Genomic DNA, 21231 nt, shown 5'->3' on the forward strand with positions numbered 1-21231 from the left:
GAGCGCGGCAGTTGCTGTCGTCTTCCCCTGCGGCGGAGTGCGCGGTCCGGGCGGCGCACGGTGCGGTGCCACCGATTCCGCCACGGCGGAAACCGGCGGCACCGACGCCTTCCCCTGCGGCGGAGACCGGCGGTGCCGGCTGCCCCGCCCGTGGCTGGGAGCGGCGCAGGCGCCGGCTGCTCGCGCCGCGTCGGGAAACGGGCCGTGCGGGCCGCTTTCGGTGCGGCTACGGCGGGAGTGGGCCGTAGCGGCGGTGTGCGGGCCGGAGTGGGTGGTCGGGGGCACCTGAGCCGCGTCCCCGGTGTTCGAGTCGGTACCGCTGGTGGGGGTCAGGTACGGGGTACACCCGAGGACCCCCGCACCATCAACTCGCCGCGTACCGTCGCGATGCCTCCCGGCGGTGGCTCCTCGCGGCCCATGGCGATGCGGCCGGCCCGCGCCCCCGCCTCCGCCAGCGGCAGCCGCACCGTCGTCAGGGACGGCACCGCGTCGATGCTGAAGGGCAGGTCGTCGAAGCCGGCCACGGACACGTCCGCGGGGATGCGCAGGCCCGACTCGCGGAGCGCGGCGCAGGCGCCCAGCGCGACGGAGTCGTTCGCGGCGACCACCGCGGTGAGCGTCGGGTCCCGGCGCAGCAGCTCCAGCGTGGCCTCGTACCCCGCCCGCCGGTCGTAGCGGCCGTGCACGGTCCAGCGCGGGTCCTCCTCGATGCCCGCGTCGGCGAGCGCGGCCCGGTGGCCCTCCAGGCGGTGCCGGGTGGTCGTGCGCTCCTCGGGGCCGGCGATGTAGCCGAGCCGCCGGTGGCCGAGCCCGATGAGGTGCTCGGTCAGCTCCCGCCCGCCGCCGCGGTTGTCGAAGGTCAGCGCCACCGCGTCGGTGTCCGGCGCCGGCGGCCGCCCGCACAGCACCACCCTCGTCCCCGCGTCCGCCAGCTTGCGCAGCTTCGCCGCCACCGCCGCCGCGTGCGGCGCGTTCTCCATGGCCCCGCCGGTCAGGATCACCGCCGCCGCCCGCTGCCGCTGCAGCAGGGTCAGATACGTCAGCTCCCGCTCCGGCGAGCCCCCGGTGTTGCAGACCACCGCCAGCCGCTCGCCGCCCGCCCGTCCGCCGGGCCCGCCGATCTCGGCCTGGATGGCGCTTGCCATGATGCCGAAGAACGGGTCGGCGATGTCGTTGACGAGGATGCCGACCAGATCGGAGGTCGCCGCCGCGAGCGCGCTCGCGGGACCGTTGAGGACGTAGTCCAGCTCGTCCACCGCTCGCAGCACCCGTTCCCGCGTGGTCGCCGCCACCGGGTAGTTGCCGTTCAGTACGCGCGACACCGTCGCGGGCGAGACCTGGGCGCGGGCCGCCACGTCCGCCAGGGTCACCGTCATCTCGTCGTCCTCCGGTCGCGCATCTCGTCGTACGTCTTCGTACACAGCCTGATCAAAGGAAGCCCCCTTGCCGAGCAGACCATAAGGCCATTCACTCCTGTTGTTCGCCCCCTCGAACAACTCGACCCCATCACGGTCTTGTACAGACCAGTGGTGAAAGGCTAGCTTCAGACTGTATAGAAAGCGCTTGCTGCGTTGCTGAGACGCACGCGGACGAAGGGAAACACGTGACACGCAAGACGGTGCGGATCGCCATGAACGGTGTGACCGGACGCATGGGCTACCGCCAGCACCTCGTCCGCTCGATCCTCGCCCTGCGCGAGCAGGGCGGTCTCGACCTCGGCGACGGCACCGTGCTGTGGCCGGAACCGGTCCTCGTCGGCCGCCGCGAGCACGCGCTCCGCGAGATCGCCGACCGGCACGGACTGTCCGGCGAGCACATCGCCACCGACCTCTCGGCGGTCCTCGCCGACCCCACCATCGACATCTACTTCGACGCCCAGGTCACCTCCGCCCGCGAGGAGGCCCTCAAGCAGGCCATCGCCGCCGGGAAGCACATCTACACCGAGAAGCCCACCGCGACCGGCCTCGACGGCGCCCTGGAACTCGCCCGGCTCGCGCACGCCAAGGGCATCAAGCACGGCGTCGTCCAGGACAAGATCTTCCTGCCCGGCCTGCTCAAGCTGAAGCGGCTCATCGACGGCGGCTTCTTCGGCCGCATCCTCTCCGTCCGCGGCGAGTTCGGCTACTGGGTCTTCGAGGGCGACTGGCAGCCCGCCCAGCGCCCCTCCTGGAACTACCGCGCCGAGGACGGCGGCGGCATCGTCGTCGACATGTTCCCGCACTGGGAGTACGTCCTGCACGAGCTGTTCGGCCGGGTGAAGTCCGTCCAGGCCCTCACCGCCACCCACATCCCGCAGCGCTGGGACGAGAACGGCAAGCCCTACGACGCCACCGCCGACGACGCCGCCTACGGCATCTTCGAACTCGACGGCGGCGCCATCGCCCAGATCAACTCCTCCTGGGCGGTCCGCGTCAACCGCGACGAACTCGTCGAGTTCCAGGTGGACGGCACCGAAGGCTCAGCGGTCGCCGGCCTGCGCAACTGCCGAGTCCAGCACCGCAGCGCGACCCCCATGCCGGTCTGGAACCCGGACATCCCGGCCACCTACGCCTTCCGCGACCAGTGGCAGGAGATCCCGGACAACGGCGAGTTCGACAACGGCTTCAAGGCCCAGTGGGAGCTGTTCCTCAAGCACGTCTACGCCGACGCCCCCTACCAGTGGGACCTGCTGGCCGGCGCCCGCGGCGTACAGCTCGCCGAGCTGGGCCTGAAGTCCTCCACCGAGGGCCGCCGCATCGACGTACCGGAGATCGCGCTGTGACCATCCAGCTCCCCTCGGCGGGCGGCACCCTGCGGACCTACGAACCCCGCACCGAGCCGCTCGCCGTCACCACCGGCACCCCCCTCACCTCCCGTACGGTCTTCTCGGCGGCGCACGTCGTCGCCGACCCGTTCGCCGACGTGTCCCCCGACTCGCCCGCCGCCGTCGACTGGGACGCCACCCTCGCCTTCCGCCGCCACCTGTGGTCGCACGGGCTCGGCGTCGCCGAGGCGATGGACACCGCCCAGCGCGGCATGGGCCTGGACTGGGCGGGCGCCGCCGAGCTGATCCGCCGCAGCGCCGCCGAGGCCAAGGCGGTCGGCGGCCGGATCGCCTGCGGCGTCGGCACCGACCAGATCACCGGCGGCACCCTCGCCGAGATCCGGGCCGCCTACGAGGAGCAGCTCGCGCTCGTCGAGGAGTCCGGTGCCCAGGCCATCCTGATGGCCTCCCGCGCCCTCGCGGCCACCGCCGCGGGCCCCGAGGACTACCTCGACGTCTACGGCCACCTGCTCCGCCAGGCCACCGAACCGGTCGTCCTGCACTGGCTCGGCCCGATGTTCGACCCGGCCCTGGAGGGCTACTGGGGCTCCACCGACCTCGACGCGGCCACCGACGTCTTCCTGGACGTCATCGCCGCCCACCCCGACAAGGTCGACGGCATCAAGGTCTCCCTGCTCGACGCCCAGCGCGAGATCGACCTGCGCCGCCGCCTCCCGCAGGGCGTCCGCTGCTACACCGGCGACGACTTCAACTACCCCGAGCTGATCGCGGGCGACGCGCAGGGCTTCAGCCACGCCCTGCTCGGCATCTTCGACCCGCTGGGCCCGCTGGCGGCCCAGGCGGTCCGGATCCTCGACACGGGCGACACGGCGGGCTTCCGCGCCCTCCTCGACCCCACCGTCGAACTCTCCCGCCACCTCTTCCAGACCCCCACCCGCTTCTACAAGACCGGCGTGGTGTTCCTGGCCTGGCTCGCGGGCCACCAGGCACACTTCACCATGGTCGGCGGGCTCCAGTCGGCCCGCTCCCTGCCGCACTTCGCCCGCGCCTACGAACTCGCCGACGGTCTGGGCCTGTTCCCGGACCCCAAGCTCGCCGAGGAACGGATGAAGACCCTGCTCGCCCTGTACGGAGTCAGCCAGTGACCGGCGACCTCTCCCGCTTCTCGATCAACCAGATGACCGTCAAGCAGCTCTCCCTGCCCGAACTGGCCGACGCCTGCCTGGACCTGGGCGTCCCGGGCGTCGGCCTCTGGCGCGAGCCGGTCCAGACGTACGGCGTCGACGCGACCGCCAAACTGCTGCGCGAGGCCGGCCTGACCGTCACCACCCTCTGCCGGGGCGGCTTCTTCACGGCGATCGACCCCGCCGAACGCGCCGCCGCACTCGCCGACAACCGGCGCGCGATCGAGGAGGCCGCGACCCTCGGCACGGACACCCTCGTCCTGGTCTCGGGCGGCCTGCCGGCCGGCTCCAAGGACCTGCACGGCGCCCGCGAACGCATCGCGGACGCCCTCGCCGAACTGGGCCCCTACGCCGAGCAGCACGGCGTACGCCTGGCCATCGAGCCCCTCCACCCCATGTACGCCGCCGACCGCTGCGTGGTCTCCACCCTCACCCAGGCCCTGGACCTCGCGGAACGCTTCCCCGCCCATCAGGTCGGCGTCACCGTCGACACGTACCACATCTGGTGGGACGACCAGGCCCCCGCGCAGATCGCCCGTGCCGGCGCCGGCAACCGCATCCACACCTTCCAACTCGCCGACTGGACCACCCCGTTGCCCGAGGGCGTCCTCAACGGCCGCGGCCAGATCGGCGACGGCGCGATCGACATGCGCGAATGGAAGGGCTACGTGGAGGCCGCCGGCTACACCGGCCCCATCGAGGTCGAACTCTTCAACGACGGCCTGTGGGCGAGGGACGGCCGCGAGGTACTCGCGGAGACGGCGGAACGCTTCCTGACCCACACGGCGTAGTCCGGCGCGGCGGCCGAAGAAGCGAACCTGCTCTCCGGCCGCCGCCGCACACCGTGCCGCCTCGGCCGGCACGGGGCCGAACCCCTGAGCTGGACCGAGCACTACGTCCTCGACATCCCCACCCTCTGTCTCCTGGAGGCGGAGCGCCAACGCGCCGGGATCGTCGACCACGTGGGCGTGCTGGTCGACGTACTCCATCTCGTCGTCGACGACTGCTCCATGGCGGTCACCGTCGCCGAACTGCGGGGCGCGGGCGTCGACTTCGGTGCCTCCGCCGCCGTGCACGCCGCGCGGCCGAACGAGACGCTCCCCATGGGCGGCCTGACCGCCTCCGTGGCACCGGAGCCGTACGAAGGACTCGGCGTCGGGGTCATGGACCTGAACCGCTGAGCGGGGCGTCGGCTCACGTCTCCCGGCCCGCCGACGGGATCGAGAGCACGCACCTCGGCATGGCGGGCGAGCCGCTCGACCACGCGGCCGGACTCCTCGCCGAGAGCAGGGGTGCGCGGTTGCCGGGTTGACCCTCGACCTTGTGCAGGGCCCAGAGTGCGGGGTGTGGAGAACGACATGCGCAGTATCGGGGAGCTGGCCCGCGACAGCGGCCTGGGCGTGAGCGCCCTGCGGTTCTACGACCGTGCCGGTGTGCTGGTCCCGGCCTGGGTGGATCCGGTGAGCGGATACCGCTGGTACGAGCCCGGGCAGCTGGAGGAGGCCCGGCTGCTGGCCCGCCTGCGCCGGGCCGGGATGCCGCTGGCGGACATCCGGCTGGTGCTGGCCAGTTGGTCCGGCGCGGACACCGATCTGGTCCGGGAACTGCTCAAGGCGCACCTGCGCCGTCTCGAACAGGGGCTGTCCGACGCCCGCGGCGAGTTCTCCGCGCTCCGCGCACTACTCGATCACCGGGAGAATGTCATGACCTCGCTCCGTACTGCCTCCGCCCGCCTGTCCGTCGCCGCGCCGGAGCTGGCGGCCGCGCTGGACGCGGTTCGTTTCGCGGCGAGCACCGATCCCGAGCTGCCGATGCTCGGCGGGGTTCTGTTCGACATCGAGGGCGAGAGCCTTCGTGCCGTGGCCACCGACCGGTACCGAATGGCGTTCGCGCGGGCCGGTGTCGCCGGGCACGACGGGGGCCGGGTGCAGGTCGTCGTGCCCACGCCGCTCGTGGACGCGATGCGTGCGCTGCTGGACGGCGAGGGGGCCGTGGGGCTCTCCGTCGACGGTGACCGGGTGACGCTGGAGGGCGGAGACCGGCAGGCGGCCGGCCGCTGCCTCGACCACGACTTCCCCGACTACCGCCGTCTTCTGCCCCGGACCGACGGCCGCCGCACCGTCGTCGAGGTGTCGGCCTTCCGGCACGCTCTGGAGACCGGTCCTGTCCGCTCCGCGGAGGCCGGGGCGCCTGATCTGAGCGTGCTCAGGGTGGCGGGCGGCGGGGTGACCCTCTGCGCCGATGTCGACGAAGCCGATGGCCACGAGGACCCGAACCGCGTCGCCGTCAACCGTGACTTCCTGCTGGCCGCGCTGGCCGCCGGGGCCCGTGACCGACTGGTTCTGGAGTTCGGCGCGCCCACGGCGCCGATCGTGATCCGCCGGCCCGACGACGAGGGCGCCTTCTCGCTCCTGATGCCGGTCCGGCTGGAGGACTGACGGCACGGTGTGAGGACTTCTTCACACAGGTCTTTTTTATATTCCCTGTTCAGGTCCGGCCGTCTTGGCTATTTGCTGTGGCTCACCTGTCAGTTGGTGATTTATTCAATCCGCTGGAACCGCATCCCACCTGGTCGTGTCTATAGAGTTCGAGTCAGCCGCAAGGGCGAGCAAATGGCCCGGGATTGCGGTTGGAAAAGGCAATTCGAATTCAAGGAGATTCCTGTGAACATGCGTATCGCCGCTGTTGCCGTGGCTTCTGCCGCGCTCGTCGCCGCCGGTGCCACCGCCGCTGTCGCCGCCCCGGCTCCGGCTCCCTCGATCACCGTCAAGGCGAGCGCCACCACCGTCAAGCTGGGCGATGTCGTCACCTTCGCCGGCAAGGTGGACGGGCTCAAGGACGGCAGCAAGGTGACCCTTCAGGTGAAGGACGGCAAGAAGTGGGTGTCGCTGCCCGCGACGGCGAAGGTCGCCAAGGGCGCGTACAAGCTCGACGACAAGTTCGACAAGAAGGGCGTGGAGGTCCTGCGCGTCAAGGACGGCAGCGCCGTCTCCAAGAACGTGTCCGTCACGGTTCGCTGAAGCAGCCCTGAGAGCCTGCCCCACCCCGTCCGATCCGGGGTGGGGCAGGCTCCGTGGAGCCTAGGGAACCTATGGGCCGCCTGTCTTTGCCGTTTCCTTAGATTGTCGTTAATTGACGCGCTCACGCCGACGCGCGCGCAGGGGCGTCCGGCGGCCGCGGAAAAATCTTGGACGGGCGTACAACCCTCTCCCCACCTTGCCGGTCGTACTTGGCATCAGGACTTTCGGAGGGGGATCCGGGGGGATCGCGGGGGTTCTGATACGGAGGGGAAAGCCGAGGGGGTTCGATCGACGGATCGGGCCCCCTCGAAGCATGTCCGGGAGGCGTGTGCGGGCGCCGGTGCGACCGGTTCTTGAGTTGTCCCTGACAGTCGGGGTGGCGCAGGCTGCTCTCTGGGCGGGACGGCTGTTCGACTCGGGGGGCGCTTCTCGTGCTGCGTATCCACTTCACGTCTCAGGATCTGGCCCGGGTCCGGGTGGCGAGCGCCCCCGACCCGCTCTGGGAGATCGCCTGCAGCCTGCACCGGTTACAGACCTCACGGGGCCGCTGGGCGTACGCCGACTGGTACCGCGAGACCCGGGCCACCCTCGCCGGCTCCCCGCTCGGCGTGGCCGTCCGCAGGCTGCTGGTCCCGGTGCTGCCCCGGGCCCGCTACATGCCCGACTTCCTCACCCCGCCCGAGGCCGCCGACGGCCTGGACCGCGGGCTCACGGCGGTCGTGGACACCCCGCCCGCCCGGGTCGCCCTGGAGATCCGGATGCTGGACAGGGTCACCGGCGCTCCCGGTTGGGCACCCCGGCTGGTGGAACGAGAGGCCCGGGAGGAACTGGCCGGACTCCTGCGCGCCTACCACGAAGCGGTCATCGCACCGCACGAGAGCCGTATTCACGCCATGGTCGCCGCGGAGCGCGCCCTGCGCGGCCGGGACGCCCTCGCGACGGGACTCGACGGACTGCTCGCCTGCCTGTCGCCCGCGATCCGCTGGCATCCACCGGTCCTGCACGTCGACTACGTCGAGGACCGCGACCTGCACCTCGCGGGCCGCGGACTGCGCCTGGTCCCCTCGTACTTCTGCTGGCAGTCGCCGGTCTCCCTGGCCGACGAGACCCTCGGGCCGCTCCTGGTCTACCCCGTGCAGGGCGACCGTCGCGCCGCCCCCGGCCGCCCGCCCGACGCCTCGCTCGTCGCCCTGCTCGGCCGGACCCGGGCGGCCGCGCTGCGGTCCCTGGCGCTGGGCGCGACCACCTCGGAACTGGCCCGGTTCCTGGGGGTGTCGGTGCCGACGGCCACCCATCACACCACCGTGCTGCGCGACGCCGGCCTGGTCGTCAGCCGACGCCACCACAACACCGTGCTGCACACGCTCACCCCCCTGGGTGCCGCCCTGCTCCGACCGCGGGCGTGACCGTCCGGCGAGTCTCATGCGCGGTGCAGGGCCGCCGCCCGGGCCAGGGCCCGCTGCCGGCTGTGCCAGACCTCCTCCAGACGGGCCCGGGTGCGCGCGGGCTGGTCGCGCAGGAACGCGTCGCGCTGTGCGGCGCCCGTACGGCGCAGGCCGCTCGCCGCGTCGCAGCGCTGATCGGCCGCCGCGGTGGCACGCTGCCCACGCGCCAGTTCCGCGGCGCTCGCCCCCTTGACGGCCTCGGCCTGCAGCGACTGGATCAGCGCGGCGGGGGTCTTCGCGGTCCGGCCGGTGCCGGCCATGCAGCGCTGCCACCGCTTCAGGGCCTTCTGATAGGCGGGGGCGGTGGCCAGGTACCGCTCGAGCAACTGGTCGACGTCCTGCGGTACGAGGGTGTCCTCCAGGGCGGCCCGTACGGTGCCGTACAGTCCGGCCCGCGCCCGGGCCAGGCAGCCGCCCGTGGTGTAGGTCCCGCTCGACCCGCTGGGCAGGGTCAGCGCCGCCACCTGGTCGGCGGGGCCGTCGAGGACGGCCGTGTAACGGGTCTGCGCGGCGGTGGGCAGGGAGCGGACGTAGCGGTCCTGGGCCGTGGGGCCGTCGTTCATCCGGCCGAGCGCCGTGGAGACGCCGTAGCCGGGGGCCGAGCGGGAGCCGACGGAGTCGGCCGTGGTCGCCCCGGCGGGCGGCCGCGGGCCCGCGCTCGTGACCAGGTAGCGCAGTCCCCGGTCGCGCATGCAGCGCTGGGTGAGGATCTGCAGGGCGCCGAAGAGCTGCCAGCGCTGGCGCAGGGCGTCGGCGTCCGAGGTGAGGACGGTGGCGGCGTGACCGGACTCCCGCGCCGCCGGCGCAGCCTCGGCGGATGCGGCCGTGCTCGGTCCGGTGCACGCGGTCGCGGCGGCACAGACCAGGCTCACGGCGAGGATCAGCAGGGGCAGCAGGCGGGACGGTGGGCGCCCGGTACGGCGGCGCGAGAGCTCTGTCATGGGTGATCGCCCGTCATCGGGTGGCCGGAGCGTTCCCGGTCAGCAGAGTGAGGTCCAGTAGTTGCTGCTGATCGAGTCGTTGAAGCTGGTGCTCGAGCCCGGCCAGACGAGGTTCGCGAAGTTGCTGTTGGACCAGTCCTTGGGCAGGCAGGAGGAGAGCCCGGTGTAGCCGGTGCCGTTCCATACCTCGACGCCCAGGCCGCTGGTGCCGTGGTTGTACCCGGACGAGGCGCAGTTGTTCCATGTGCCGCTGGCGCAGGTGGAGTGGCTGTAGTCGCCCCAGTTGTCGTTCGCGCCGGAGAACTTGCCCGGCCCGTCGCCGTAGCCGGAGTTGACCCAGAAACAGAAGTAGGTGCTCGGGCAGTCCCCGATGGCCTGCGGGGAGACCTCGTCGGAGGAGGTGGCCTGGGCCGCCTGCGGTGCGGCGGCGGCCGGCCTGGCGGCCGGGGCGGTGTGGGCGTCCGCGGCGGCGGCGCTGCCGGGAAGGGAGAGGCCGAGTAACACGGCCAGAGCGGTGGCGGCGAGCGCCGCGGCTAAGCGGAAGGATCTCATCGGGGATTCCCTCTTTCTCGGGCTGTTGGCTTGCCGAAGTTCGCCCCTCGGGACACAAGGGGCGATTGCAACGGTGGTGAGCGATCCTGCCAACAGGGACAGAGCGGGGCCATCACGTTTCACCGGGATGAAAAGTCCCAGGTGCGGAGCGGGAATCCGTTGCTCCGCACCCGCCTTGAGCTCCGTTCGGGCCCGGCCCTAGAAGAACACCCCGCACCGCAGCAGCACGTTCGCGTACGGCCGGGCCTCGCCGGTCCGGACGATCAGCCGCGCGTCCGCCGACAGGTCCTTGAGGTGTTCGTGCGGGACCAGGGACAGGGCGGGGAAGTGGCCGTGCAGGAGCTTCGCGGCGGCCGGGTTGGCCGCGCGGATCTCGGTCGCCGCCGTCGCGCCCTCGACGACGAGTTCGGCCAGCAGCCCCTCCAGCACCTCCGCGAAGGACGGCACCCCGGCCCGGAAGGCGAGGTCCACGACCCGCGGCCCGTGCGGGATCGGCATCCCGGCGTCGCACACCAGCACCCCGTGCCCGTGCCCCAACTCGGCGAGCGCGCCGGAGAGATGACGGTTGAGGATTCCCGCCTTCTTCACAGTGTTCCGCCTCGCTCGTCCGCTCCGGGCCAGATCTCCGACCCCCGGCCGGGGGTCCGGCCCGCGACGGAGCCGCTGTCGGACAGAGCGTCCCCCGGGTTGGCACAGCACAGCGCGTCGACCTCCGCCGCCGTCGGGTACGACTCCTGCGCGCCCCGCCGCGTCACCGCCGCCGCCCCGACCCGGGCCGCGTAGGCCGCCGCGTCGGCGAGCGGCTCGCCCGCCCCGAGCCGTACCGCGAGGGCCGCCGTGAACGCGTCCCCGGCCCCCGTGGTGTCGACGGCGTCCACCTTCACGGAGGGGACGTGCGCGACACCGTCGCCGTCGGCGACCAGCGCGCCCTCCGCGCCCAGCGTCACCACCACCGACCTCGGGCCCTTCGCGAGCAGGATCCGCGCCCAGTCGACCGGGTCCTCGCTCACGCACGCCTCGCCGAGGATCACCTTCGCCTCGTGCTCGTTGACGATCAGCGGGTCGCAGGCCGCCAGGATCTCCCCCGAAAGGGGCTGCGGCGGCGAGGGGTTGAGGACGAAACGGCTGTCGGGAGCCAGGTTCCGTACGACCTCCAGCACCGTCTCCAGCGGGATCTCCAGCTGCGTGGAGACCACCCGGGAGGCGTGGAAGAGACAGGAGGCGGAGCCTATGTCGGCCGGGGCGAGCCTCGCGTTCGCGCCCGGCGAGACCACGATGCTGTTGTCGCCGGAGGGGTCCACGGTGATCAGCGCGACGCCCGTCGGCGCCCCGCCCACCAGCACGCCCACCGTGTCCACCCCGGCCGCCCGCTGCGAGTCCAGCAGCAGCCTGCCGTGCGCGTCGTCGCCGACCCGGGCCAGCAGGGCGGTACGGGCGCCGAGCCGGGCTGCCGCGACCGCCTGGTTGGCGCCCTTGCCGCCGGGGTGCGTGGCGAGGTCGCCGCCGAGCACCGTCTCCCCGGCGGCGGGTCGGCGTTCGACGTCGATCACCAGGTCGGCGTTGGCCGATCCCACGACCAGCAGGTCGTAGTCGTACATCACATGACTCCCTCTGCGCATGACGCGCATGACGCGCGTGAATCGAGGCGGCCGGGCCTCAATTCAACAGCCCGGCCGCCTCCCCGGTGGCTCAGCCCGTGAACCCGGCCACGTTGTCCTTGGTGATCACCTTCACCGGGACCTTGACCGCCGACTCGACCGACTTGCCCTGGATCGCCTTGAGCGCGTTGTCCACGGCGATCTTCCCGAGCTGGCTGGGCTGCTGGGCGACCGAGGCGTACATCGTGCCCTTCTTGACCGCGGCCAGGCCGTCCGGAGTGCCGTCGAAGCCGACCACCGGGACGGACGTGCCGGCCTTGGAGCCCAGCGCCTTGATCGCGCCGAGCGCCATCTCGTCGTTGGCGGCGATGACGCCCTGGACGTCCGGGTGGGCCTGGAGCAGGTTCGACATCACGTCGAGGCCCTTGGTGCGGTCGAAGTCGGCGGGCTGCTGGGCGACCACCTGGATGCCCGGGTAGGCCTTGAGGCCGTTCGCGAAGCCCTGCGCGCGCTCCCGGGCGGCGGAGGTGCCCGCCTGGCCCTGCAGGATCACGATCTTGCCGTGGCCGCCGAGCTTCTCGGCGACGGTCTTGGCGGCCAGCTCGCCGCCGGCGATGTTGTCGGAGGCGACCAGGGTCGCCGTCCTGGCGTTGTTGACGCCCCGGTCGACGGCGACGACGGGGATGTCCGCCTTGTCGGCGGCCTTCACGGAGTTGCTCGCCGCGTCCGAGTCGACCGGGTTGACGATGATCGCGCCGAGGCCCGAACTGGTGAAGTTCTGCAGCTGGTTGGCCTGCTGCGAGGCGTCGTTCTGGGCATCGGTGACGGTCAGGTCCACGCCCTGCTTCTTCGCCTCGGCCTGGGCGCCGGACCGGATCTGCACGAAGAAGGGGTTGTTGAGGGTGGACAGGGACAGGCCGATCTTCGGGTTGGCGGAGGAGGAGCCGGTGTGCAGCAGCGAGGTCGCGGCGACCAGCGCCACGGTGACGACCGCGGCGAGCGCGTACGTCCCGGCCTGCCTGCCCCTGTTCCCGCCGGTACCGGCGGCGAGCGGGGTGGCTCCGGCCTTGCGGCGGACGGTGTCCAGGAGGACGGCGAGCGCGATGACGACACCGATCACCACCTGCTGCCAGAACGCGGACACGTTCAGCAGGTTGAGGCCGTTGCGCAGCACGGCGAGGATCAGCGCGCCGATCAGCGTGCCCGACGCCTTGCCGGTACCGCCGGCCAGCGAGGCACCGCCGATCACGACCGCCGCGATCGCGTCCAGCTCGTAGCCGTTGGCGGCCTGCGGCTGCGCCGAGGAGAGCCGGGCGGCGAGCACGATGCCGGCGACGGCCGCGAACAGCCCGGACAGCGCGTAGATGGCGAGCTTCTGCTTGGAGACCCGCAGTCCGGACAGGCGCGCGGCCTCCTCGTTGCCGCCGATCGCGTACATCGAACGACCGATGTAGGTCCGGCCCAGCACGAAGGCCGCGATCAGCCCCATGACGATCATGACCAGCACAGGCACCGGCAGCCAGCCGCCGAGGGTGTCGCCGAGGTGCGAGACGGAGTCGGGGAAGGCGATCGGGGAGCCCTCGGAGATCACCAGCGACAGACCGCGTGCCACCGACAGCATCGCGAGCGTCGCGATGAACGGCGGCAGCTTGCCGTAGGCGATCAGGAAACCGTTCACCAGACCGGCCGCGACACCGGTCGCGACGGCCAGCACCACGGCGAGGAACACCGGCACGCCGTGCTGGGTGGCGCTCCACGCCAGCACGGTGGCCGACAGGGCCGCCACCGAGCCGACCGACAGGTCGATGCCCGCCGCGACGATCACGAAGGTGACACCGAAGGCCAGGATGGCCGTCACGGCCGCCTGGACACCGACGTTGAGCAGGTTGTCCGTGGTGAGGAAGTCCCCGGACAGCGCCGACATGGCGATGACGAGGACTATCAGCGCGGTGAGCGCGCCGTTGTCCAGGAGCAGCCGGCGCACGCCCGCGGCGCCACCGCCGCCCGTGGTGCGGTTCTTGAGCGTGTCAGTGGCCACGAGCGGCCTCCTTGCCAGTCGTGTCGGTCTTGTCCGTCGTGTCGGTCGGGGCGGGGTTGCTGACGGCGAGCGCCATCACGGAGTCCTGTGTGGCCTCGTCGGCGGTCAGCTCGCCCGCGATCCGGCCCTGGGCCATCACCAGCACCCGGTCGCTCATGCCGAGGACCTCGGGCAGATCGCTGGAGATCATCAGTACGGCGGCCCCCGCCGCCGTCAGTTCGTTGATCAGCTGGTAGATCTCGACCTTCGCGCCGACGTCGATACCGCGCGTCGGCTCGTCGAGGATCAGCACCTTGGTGTCGGCGAGCAGCCACTTGCCGATGACGACCTTCTGCTGGTTGCCGCCGGACAGCGTGCGCACGTGCTGCTCCAGCCCGGCCATCCGCACGCCCAGCTGCCCGGCGATCCGCTCGGCGGCCACATGCTGGCCCTTGAGGTCGACGATCCCGGCCCGGGTGGCCTTGCGCAGCGTGACCAGCCCGAGGTTCTCCTCCACGGAGGCGTCGAGGACCAGGCCCTGCCCCTTGCGGTCCTCGGGCACGAGCCCGATCCCGGCCGTCATGGCCGCGTTGACGTCGGCCCGGCGCAGCGCCGTACCGGCGACCTTCACGGCCCCCTTGTCGTACGGATCGGCCCCGAACACGGCCCGTACGACCTCCGTACGACCCGCCCCCACGAGCCCGGCGATCCCCACGACCTCCCCGGCGCGAACCTCGAAGCTCACGTCGTGGAAGACCCCGTCCCGGGTCAGCCCCTCCACGGACAGCAGCGCGGCACCGGTCTCGGCGCGCTCCCTCGGGTACTGCTGCTCGATGGACCGCCCGACCATGAGCCGTACCAGCTCGTCCTCGGGCGTGGTGGCCGGCACCTGTCCGACCGACTTCCCGTCCCGGATGACGGTCACCCGGTCCCCGAGAGCGGCGATCTCGTCCAGGTGATGGGTGATGAAGACGATCCCGACGCCGTCCTCCCGCAGCTGCCGCACGATCGCGAAGAGCTTCTCCACCTCCTCCGAGGTGAGCACGGCCGTCGGCTCGTCCATGATCAGCACGCGGGCGTCCAGGCTGAGCGCCTTCGCGATCTCGACCATCTGGAGCCGGGCGATGCCGAGTTCACGGACCCGCGCGCGGGGCGAGACGTTCACCCCGACCCGCTTCAGCAGGACCTCGGCGTCCGCCTCCATCCGCTTGCGGTCGATCATCCCGTAGCGGCGCGGCTGCCGTCCCAGGAAGATGTTCTCGGCGACCGTGAGATCGGGGACCAGGTTGAACTCCTGGTAGATGGTGGCGATCCCGAGCCGCTCGGAGTCCTGCGCACCATGGATGCGCACCTCCTCGCCGCCGGCCAGGATCCGCCCCTCGTCGGGCGTGTAGGCGCCGGAGAGCATCTTGATGAGGGTGCTCTTGCCCGCGCCGTTCTCACCGAGGAGCACATGGACCTCGCCCCGGCGCAGATCGAAGTCGACGCCGTCGAGCGCGACCACGCCGGGGAAGGACTTCCGTATGCCCTCGATGCGCAGCAACTCGTCCGGGTTGCTCACGTCGTGCTCCTTTGCACTGGGGAGGGGGACAGCTCTTGGGGCAGCTCTGGGGACAGCTCTTGAGGGGTGTCCGGCTCACCGCACGAGCGGCGTACGACCAGCCGGGCGGGGAGGGTGACGGACTGCGGGGGCCGCCCCTCGATCCGGTCGATCAGCGCGCGTACGGCGGCCCGGCCCAGCTCGCCCGTGGGCTGGGCGATCGCGGTGACCGGGGGGTCGGTGTGGACGAACCAGGGGATGTCGTCGAAGGCCGCGAGTGCTATGTCACACGGCACCCGAAGCCCCCGCGCCCGCACCGCGTCCAGCGCGCCCAGCGCCATCAGGTTGTCGGCGGCGAACACGACCTCGGGCGGCTCGGGCAGGTCGAGGAACCCCTCGGTGACCCGCCGCCCGCTCTCCGCCTGGAAGTCGCCCTGCCCTATGTAGGCGTCCGGGAGGGGGACGCCGTACTCGGCGAGGGCCTCCCGGAAGGCCCGCACCCGCTCGCTGCCGGTGGTCGTGGCGGCCGGTCCGGCGATGATCGCGAGCCGGCGGTGCCCCAGCCGGTGCAGATGCGCGACGAGGTCGCGGATGGCGGCCCGCCCGTCCGCCCGCACCACCGGCACCTCGACGCCCGGGATCCACCGGTCGACGAACACCATCGGCGTCCCGCCCCGCGCCGCCTCCAGCATCAGCGGCGAGCCGCCGTCGGTGGGGGAGAGGAGCAGGCCGTCGATACGGCGGTCGAGCAGGGTCCGTACGTGGTGGTCCTGGAGTTCCGGCCGCTCGTCGGCGTTGCCGATGATCACGCTGTAGCCGTGCGCGCGGGCCTCTTCCTCGACCGAGCGGGCCAGTTCCGTGAAGTACGGGTTGAGCACGTCGCTGATGACCAGGCCGAGGGTGTGGGTCTGGTCGGTGCGCAGGGAACGGGCGACGGCGTTCGGCCGGTAGCCCAGCGCCGCGACGGCCGCCAGGACCCGGGCGCGGGCCTCGTCGCTGACCGACGGATGGTCGTTCAGGACCCGGGACACCGTGGCGACGGAGACGCCTGCCTCGGCGGCGACGTCCTTGATGCTCGCCATCGCCGTTCCACCTCCTCGTGGAATCGATTACACGCATGTGCGTAACGAGGATTGGAATCGATTACACGGCGGGGCGGCAAGGGGGAGAGGGTGGCTGAAATCCAATCGTGACCCTCGCGAAGGGTCAGCCGGCCTCCGCCTCCGTGTCGGTGTCCGCCTCCGCCTCCGCCTCCGCCTCCGTGTCCGCATCCGCGGGCTCGGCCTCCGGCAGCGCCGGGCGCTCGGTCGGATAGAGTCCGGCCGCGAAGCCGTACACCACGTCGCCGGTGCGCGGGAGCTGCGCGTAGTCGTTGGCGAGCGCCAGCACCCGCATCCAGAAGTCGAGGGCCTGCTCCCGGGGGATCCGCACGTACCGCACGATCGAGGAGAGCTGGTCCGCCTCGTGCGCGGGGACCGACTCGGTCGCCGCGGTGACGAGATCGTTGGTGCCGTAGGGCGGGGTGACCCCGTCGGCCGGGCTGATCCTGCCGACGCGGAAGATGCGCGCGGTACGGCCGTAGTAGCGCTCCTCGATGGCCCGTACCCGGCGGGTCCGCACCACCTTCAGCAGCTCGGCGTCCATCAGCACGCTCACGTGGTGCGCGATCGTGCTCTTGGGGCGGTCGAGCGCGGCGGCCAGTTCGGTCACGGTGGCGGCGCGTTCGAGGAGCAGTTCGAGGATGGCGTCGCGCAGCGGGCCGGCCAGCGCGCGGAGCTGGGCCGGGGTGGTCACGTCCGTGATGTCGGCGAGGTCGTAGTCGGGGAGACGGGTATTGTTCGACACTCCTCGATTATTCTAAACTTCCGGATCATTCGCCACCGGCAGGTGGCCTCGCAGGCAAACCCGCACGTAGGGAGTTCGGGCATGGCAGAGGTCGTACTGTTTCACCACGCGCAGGGGCTGACCCCGGGGGTCGCCGCTTTCGCCGACGAACTCCGGGCGGCCGGCCACACCGTCCACACGCCCGACCTCTTCGAGGGCCGCACCTTCGGCTCCCTGGAGGAGGGCCTCGAAGAGGTCGGGCGGATCGGCTTCGGTGAACTCACCGAGCGCGGTGTCCGCGCGGCCGAACCGCTGCCGAGGGATGCCGTCTACGCCGGTTTCTCGCTCGGTGTGCTGCCCGCCCAGAAGCTGGCGCAGACGCGGGCGGGCGCACGGGGCGCGCTCCTGTTCCACTCCTGCGTCCCGGTCTCGGAGTTCGGCGCGGCCTGGCCCGGCGAGGTGCCGGTGCAGGTCCACGCGATGGAAGCCGACCCGTTCTTCGCCGAGGACGCCGACGCCGCCCACGCCCTCGTCGCCGGCCACGCCGGCGCGGAGCTGTTCCTGTATCCCGGCGACCGGCACCTCTTCGCGGACAGCTCGCTGCCGGACCACGACCCGGACGCCACCAAGCTCCTGACCCGGCGGGCGGTCGACTTCCTCGACGCCCGGACATGACGCGCGCCGAGATACGCGACGGCGCGCTCCTGCTCCTGGTCGTCCTCATGGAAGGTTCCCTGATCGCCGGCGGGAAGCTTCCCCCGGCCTGGGCGATCACGGTGTCCGCCCTCTACCTGGTGTTCCTGGCGGCCTACGCGCGCGGTCTCGTCCATCGCCGGCGGTGACGCACCCGACCGCAGCGACGAGCCGACGGCGTGCGATAGCTTGCCCGCCATGACCGGACTCGGACCCGTGGCCTGGCCGCCCGCCCCGATCAGCACGGATCGGCTCGTGCTCCGCGAGTCCGCCGCCCGGGACCGGGCGGCGTTCGTCCAGCTCTTCGCCTCGCCGGAGGTGGGCGCCTACACCGGCGGCCCCCGGCCGCGCGAGGAGCTCGAACGGGCGGTGCCCGAGGTGCCCGGGCGGCGCCCCGGCTGTTTCGTGGCCGATCTCGACGGGGCGATGATCGGCATGGTCACGCTGGACCGGCGGGACGCGGCGCGGCCGGGCCACGTCCGTCAGGGGCCGGGTGCGGGTGCCGGGGAGGCCGAAATCGGTTATCTGTTCCTGCCCGAGGCGTGGGGCCACGGCTACGCCGCCGAGGCGTGCGCGGCGGTGCTCGACTGGTGCGCGGGCGAACTCCCCGGCGAGCCGGTGGTGCTCTGCACCCAGACCGCCAACGACCGCGCGCTGCGCCTCGCGTTGAAGCTGGGCTTCACCGAGGCGGCACGGTTCGAGGAGTTCGGCGCCGAGCAGTGGTTCGGTGTACGACCTTCACCAGCGCACCGCCCCGAAGTCGACCGGCCGGGGCCGGAGTCGGCCGGTACGGACCGCCAACCGTCGTAGCCGCGCGGTCATCTCCTCGTGGGGCAGACGGCGCCGGTCCCCGTGCCCCGGCAGCAGCCACTCGAAGCGCAGCCGGCCGGCGGCCCGGGTCAGGGACGCGGCCAGTTCGCGGACGGAGAACCAGGTGACGCTGTCGGCCACTTCGAGGTCCGCCGTCGTACGGGACCAGTAGAAGCTGTCGCCGCTGAAGCAGTACCGGTCGTCGGCGAGGTAGAGCACGCTGCCCCGGGTGTGACCGGGGAAGGGGAGGGCGAGGACGCCGTCCGCGATCTCGGCCGGTTCGGTGCCGCGCAGCACCCGGTCGGCCTCCGGGGCGGCGTCGAGGTCGCCCTCGTGGATCCAGAGCCGGGCGTGGAAGCGGTCGGCGTACCGGCGGCCGTGCGCGGCGTGGTCGCGGTGGGTGAGCAGGACGTCGGTGACCGGGCCCAGTGCCTCGTAGCGGGTGGCGAGGGCCGGGCTCCAGCGCGGGGTGTCCACCATCATCGACGTGCCGTCGGGGCGGTGGAGGAGGTAGGAGTTGGCGCCGGCCGTGTGCGGGGAGTTGTGCCCGCACAGCCGCACGGTGTCGTCCAGGGGGAGCGGGAAGGGGTCCCGGGCCGCGTCCGGCCGGCCGCCCGGGGGACGGACGGACCGGGTGGGGCAGGCGTGCGCGGCCGCGTGCAAGCGCCCGGTCTCCGTCGCGTCGCGCGGCTGGCGCAGTACGACGGAACGCCCGCCGGCCTCACCGATCAGACCGGGGGCGAGTTGCCGCGCCACATCGCAGTTCGTGCAGCGCCCGTCCACCTGCCAGCCGTGTGCGGCCTGTTCGTGTCCCATGGTCGGCCCGTCCCCTTCCGCTGTCCGTACCGGCGGTCACCTCAGGGGTAGCCCGGGCGGTACGGAAAGCGGAAGGGGGTCGGGACCTGGTGCTTACGGCAGGGGGCTGCTCTGCCGGGCGGCTGCCTACATCGGCTTCGGCTTGAAGACCGCGAAGACCGCGCCCTGCGGGTCGGCGACCACGGACATGCGGCCGGCCATCATCTCGAACGGCGGGGCGAACACGGTGCCGTTCCGCTTGACCAGCGCGTCCACGGTGGAGTCGACGTCGTCGACGGCGAAGTAGGTCAGCCAGTGCGGCGGGGTGCCGGGCCGGTCGTCGCCGAGGCGGGCGGCACCGCCGACGCCCCGGTCGCCGACGTTCAGCGACCAGTAGTTCCCGCCGGCGCCCTCCATCGGCTGGATCTCGATGCCGAAGGCCTCGCCGTAGAAGCCGGTGGCGGCGAGTACGTCGCTGGTGTTCAGCTCGTTCCAGATCAGCGTGCCCGGCTCGTTGACCAGCCCCGCGCCGTGGAAGTCACCCGGCTGCCACACCCCGAACACCGCGCCCTGCGGGTCGGCGGCGATCAGCATCCGGCCGAGGCCGCCGACGTCCATCACCGGGGCCAGCAGGGTGCCGCCCGCCGAGACGATCGTGTCCTGGGTGGCCTGCGCGTCGGTGCTGGCCAGGTAGGTGGTCCAGACGGTCGGCGGCTCCGGCTGCCCCTCGGGGGCCATGGCCGCGCCGATGCCGGCCACCGGCTTGCCGTGCAGCGTGCAGACGGCGTAGCCGCCGAACTCGGCCTCGCCGACCGAGCCCTCCCAGCCGAACAGGTCACGGTAGAAGTCCAGCGCCGCCTGCTGGTCCTTCGCCATCAGATCGACCCAGCACGGGGTGCCGGTCGGGTACGGAGCAGTGATCTCGGGCATTTCCAGGTCTCCCCTGCGCGCGGTGAAGTCCCCCGCCGCCCACCATCACCGCCCGCGGCGGATCCCGCCACCCGAGGGGAGAGGGTTGTGACGGTCGGGGTCACGGTTGCGCGGACGACCGTGTGGACGACCGTGTGGACGGTCGCGTGGACGGCGGCGTGGTCGGCAGCCCCAGCCGCCCCCGGGTCGCGCCCAGCACGACGGCCGCCGCCAGCACCGAGGCGAGCAGGAAGGCGTGGCCGGTGTCCTCGACCGTGGCGTGCGGGAACATGTCCGTCCAGGCCAGGGAGAAGTAGTTGTTGACACTGGTGTGCAGCAGCATGACCAGCGGCATGCTCTCGCGGGAGCGGTTGAAGACCCAGGTCATCACGTAGCTGAAGGCGAGCGTGGTGGCCATGAACTCCAGCGGCCGCGTCGGGCTGACATGCGGCCCGCCACCCCACTCCGTGAGGAACAGCGGCAGGTGCCAGGCGCCCCACAGCAGCCCGACGACGAGGGTGGCGACCGGCGGACCGTACCGGCGCTGCATGTGCGGCATCGCGAACTCGCGCCAGCCCGGCTCCTCCGCGAGCCCGGTGGTCACCATCTGGATGATCAGCCCCGGCAGGTACGCGGCGAGCACGGCGGCCCGGGGCAGCACCGGGTCCTGGCCGGTCAGCGCGGCCGAGGCGACGGTCAGCGCGGCGGGCACGGACACCGCCACGACCAGGAACCACCGCCACCGCACCCGCAGCCGCGTCATCCGCCCCCGCCACGCCCGCAGCCCGGCCCGCCCCTCCGTCATCCCGGTGACGAACAACGCCGACGCGATCGGCCCGAGATACGCACCCGGCAGCACCCCCAGCAACTGACTCCCGGCGGCCCCGCCGGGAAAGCTCCAGCCCCACACCCCCACCCCGTTCCCGCCCAGGATGTACGGCGTCCAGGCCAGCCAGCTCAGCCCCATCGCCAGCGAGAAGAACCAGGTCAGCGGAGCGCGGCGGATACGCGAACGCAGCGGCGCGGACATGCTCCGCACCTGCGGAATACCGGTGATCGTCATGCCCCCAGCACACCAGCGCGGCCCTCGCCGAACATTGCCGCGCACGCCCCGAATGCCGGTACAGCAGGCTGTACCG

Annotated in this window: 22 protein-coding genes; 10 read left to right on the plus strand and 12 right to left on the minus strand. The window is 72.2% G+C overall.

What is annotated here, in order from left to right:
- Positions 1-329: 329 nt before the first annotated feature.
- The gene (locus ACIPSJ_RS02010; RefSeq protein ID WP_398944084.1) at positions 330-1376 is read right to left on the minus strand and encodes a LacI family DNA-binding transcriptional regulator; all 1047 of its coding nucleotides are present in this window, start codon (positions 1374-1376) and stop codon (positions 330-332) included.
- A gap of 227 nt (positions 1377-1603) precedes the next feature.
- Between ACIPSJ_RS02010 and ACIPSJ_RS02015 the strand changes: the two genes are divergently transcribed.
- The 7 genes from ACIPSJ_RS02015 (at position 1604) to ACIPSJ_RS02045 (ending at position 8374) form a co-directional block, all read left to right on the plus strand.
- Positions 1604-2761: a Gfo/Idh/MocA family oxidoreductase gene (locus ACIPSJ_RS02015; RefSeq protein WP_359222506.1), complete on the plus strand. Its 1158-nt coding sequence runs from the start codon at positions 1604-1606 to the stop codon at positions 2759-2761.
- On the plus strand, positions 2758-3909 hold the full coding sequence (locus tag ACIPSJ_RS02020; RefSeq protein WP_401342755.1) for a dihydrodipicolinate synthase family protein: 1152 nt from the start codon (positions 2758-2760) through the stop codon (positions 3907-3909). The genes ACIPSJ_RS02015 and ACIPSJ_RS02020 overlap by 4 nt, the downstream gene beginning before the upstream one ends.
- A gap of 32 nt (positions 3910-3941) precedes the next feature.
- Positions 3942-4739 (plus strand): sugar phosphate isomerase/epimerase family protein, encoded by a 798-nt coding sequence (locus ACIPSJ_RS02025; RefSeq protein ID WP_359222539.1) that lies wholly within the window; start codon positions 3942-3944, stop codon positions 4737-4739.
- A 171-nt stretch (positions 4740-4910) separates the two neighbouring features.
- A complete protein-coding gene (locus tag ACIPSJ_RS02030; RefSeq protein WP_401342757.1) occupies positions 4911-5129 on the plus strand; it encodes a hypothetical protein in 219 nt (72 codons plus the stop codon).
- A 177-nt stretch (positions 5130-5306) separates the two neighbouring features.
- A complete protein-coding gene (locus tag ACIPSJ_RS02035; RefSeq protein WP_401342759.1) occupies positions 5307-6386 on the plus strand; it encodes a MerR family transcriptional regulator in 1080 nt (359 codons plus the stop codon).
- A gap of 231 nt (positions 6387-6617) precedes the next feature.
- The gene (locus ACIPSJ_RS02040) at positions 6618-6968 is read left to right on the plus strand and encodes a hypothetical protein (protein WP_359222537.1); all 351 of its coding nucleotides are present in this window, start codon (positions 6618-6620) and stop codon (positions 6966-6968) included.
- A gap of 431 nt (positions 6969-7399) precedes the next feature.
- Positions 7400-8374, plus strand: a complete 975-nt coding sequence (locus ACIPSJ_RS02045; RefSeq protein ID WP_401342761.1) for a helix-turn-helix domain-containing protein — start codon at positions 7400-7402, stop codon at positions 8372-8374.
- Between the two features lie 14 nt (positions 8375-8388).
- On the opposite strand, the gene ACIPSJ_RS02050 is transcribed toward ACIPSJ_RS02045, so the two are convergent.
- From ACIPSJ_RS02050 to ACIPSJ_RS02085, 8 genes are all read right to left on the minus strand, one after another.
- Entirely contained in the window at positions 8389-9354 is a 966-nt protein-coding gene (locus tag ACIPSJ_RS02050) for a hypothetical protein (protein ID WP_401342763.1), read from the minus strand.
- 39 nt (positions 9355-9393) lie between these two features.
- Positions 9394-9906: a peptidase inhibitor family I36 protein gene (locus ACIPSJ_RS02055; protein WP_401342765.1), complete on the minus strand. Its 513-nt coding sequence runs from the start codon at positions 9904-9906 to the stop codon at positions 9394-9396.
- 198 nt (positions 9907-10104) lie between these two features.
- A complete protein-coding gene (rbsD, locus tag ACIPSJ_RS02060; protein WP_401342767.1) occupies positions 10105-10494 on the minus strand; it encodes a D-ribose pyranase in 390 nt (129 codons plus the stop codon).
- Positions 10491-11504 (minus strand): ribokinase, encoded by a 1014-nt coding sequence (locus ACIPSJ_RS02065; protein WP_401342769.1) that lies wholly within the window; start codon positions 11502-11504, stop codon positions 10491-10493. Before ACIPSJ_RS02065 ends, rbsD begins: the two co-directional genes overlap by 4 nt.
- Before the next feature lie 91 nt (positions 11505-11595).
- A complete protein-coding gene (locus ACIPSJ_RS02070) occupies positions 11596-13542 on the minus strand; it encodes a substrate-binding domain-containing protein (RefSeq protein WP_359222493.1) in 1947 nt (648 codons plus the stop codon).
- Positions 13532-15082, minus strand: a complete 1551-nt coding sequence (locus ACIPSJ_RS02075) for a sugar ABC transporter ATP-binding protein (RefSeq protein ID WP_359222492.1) — start codon at positions 15080-15082, stop codon at positions 13532-13534. Before ACIPSJ_RS02075 ends, ACIPSJ_RS02070 begins: the two co-directional genes overlap by 11 nt.
- Complete coding sequence (locus ACIPSJ_RS02080) at positions 15079-16143, minus strand: LacI family DNA-binding transcriptional regulator (protein ID WP_359222491.1); 1065 nt, start codon at positions 16141-16143, stop codon at positions 15079-15081. The genes ACIPSJ_RS02075 and ACIPSJ_RS02080 overlap by 4 nt, the downstream gene beginning before the upstream one ends.
- Positions 16144-16267: 124 nt before the next feature.
- A complete protein-coding gene (locus tag ACIPSJ_RS02085) occupies positions 16268-16906 on the minus strand; it encodes an ArsR/SmtB family transcription factor (RefSeq protein ID WP_401342772.1) in 639 nt (212 codons plus the stop codon).
- Positions 16907-16987: 81 nt separating this feature from the next.
- On the opposite strand from ACIPSJ_RS02085, the gene ACIPSJ_RS02090 reads away from it, so the two are divergent.
- Genes ACIPSJ_RS02090 through ACIPSJ_RS02100 form a run of 3 tightly spaced genes read left to right on the plus strand, consistent with a single transcriptional unit; the run spans position 16988 to position 18388 of the window.
- Entirely contained in the window at positions 16988-17560 is a 573-nt protein-coding gene (locus ACIPSJ_RS02090; protein WP_359222488.1) for a dienelactone hydrolase family protein, read from the plus strand.
- On the plus strand, positions 17557-17727 hold the full coding sequence (locus ACIPSJ_RS02095) for a hypothetical protein (protein ID WP_401342775.1): 171 nt from the start codon (positions 17557-17559) through the stop codon (positions 17725-17727). The genes ACIPSJ_RS02090 and ACIPSJ_RS02095 overlap by 4 nt, the downstream gene beginning before the upstream one ends.
- A 49-nt stretch (positions 17728-17776) precedes the next feature.
- Complete coding sequence (locus tag ACIPSJ_RS02100; protein ID WP_401342777.1) at positions 17777-18388, plus strand: GNAT family N-acetyltransferase; 612 nt, start codon at positions 17777-17779, stop codon at positions 18386-18388.
- Here the strand turns inward: ACIPSJ_RS02100 and ACIPSJ_RS02105 are convergent.
- From ACIPSJ_RS02105 to ACIPSJ_RS02115, 3 genes are all read right to left on the minus strand, one after another.
- Positions 18317-19204: a 4Fe-4S domain-containing protein gene (locus ACIPSJ_RS02105; RefSeq protein ID WP_401342779.1), complete on the minus strand. Its 888-nt coding sequence runs from the start codon at positions 19202-19204 to the stop codon at positions 18317-18319. The two genes, ACIPSJ_RS02100 and ACIPSJ_RS02105, sit on opposite strands and share 72 nt — an antisense overlap.
- A 126-nt stretch (positions 19205-19330) precedes the next feature.
- Positions 19331-20113: a VOC family protein gene (locus tag ACIPSJ_RS02110; protein WP_359222483.1), complete on the minus strand. Its 783-nt coding sequence runs from the start codon at positions 20111-20113 to the stop codon at positions 19331-19333.
- 100 nt (positions 20114-20213) lie between these two features.
- Positions 20214-21155 (minus strand): CPBP family intramembrane glutamic endopeptidase, encoded by a 942-nt coding sequence (locus ACIPSJ_RS02115; protein ID WP_401342781.1) that lies wholly within the window; start codon positions 21153-21155, stop codon positions 20214-20216.
- Between the last annotated feature and the right edge of the window lie 76 nt (positions 21156-21231).

The organism is Streptomyces sp. NPDC090088 (assembly GCF_044747345.1).
Taxonomy (GTDB): domain Bacteria; phylum Actinomycetota; class Actinomycetes; order Streptomycetales; family Streptomycetaceae; genus Streptomyces.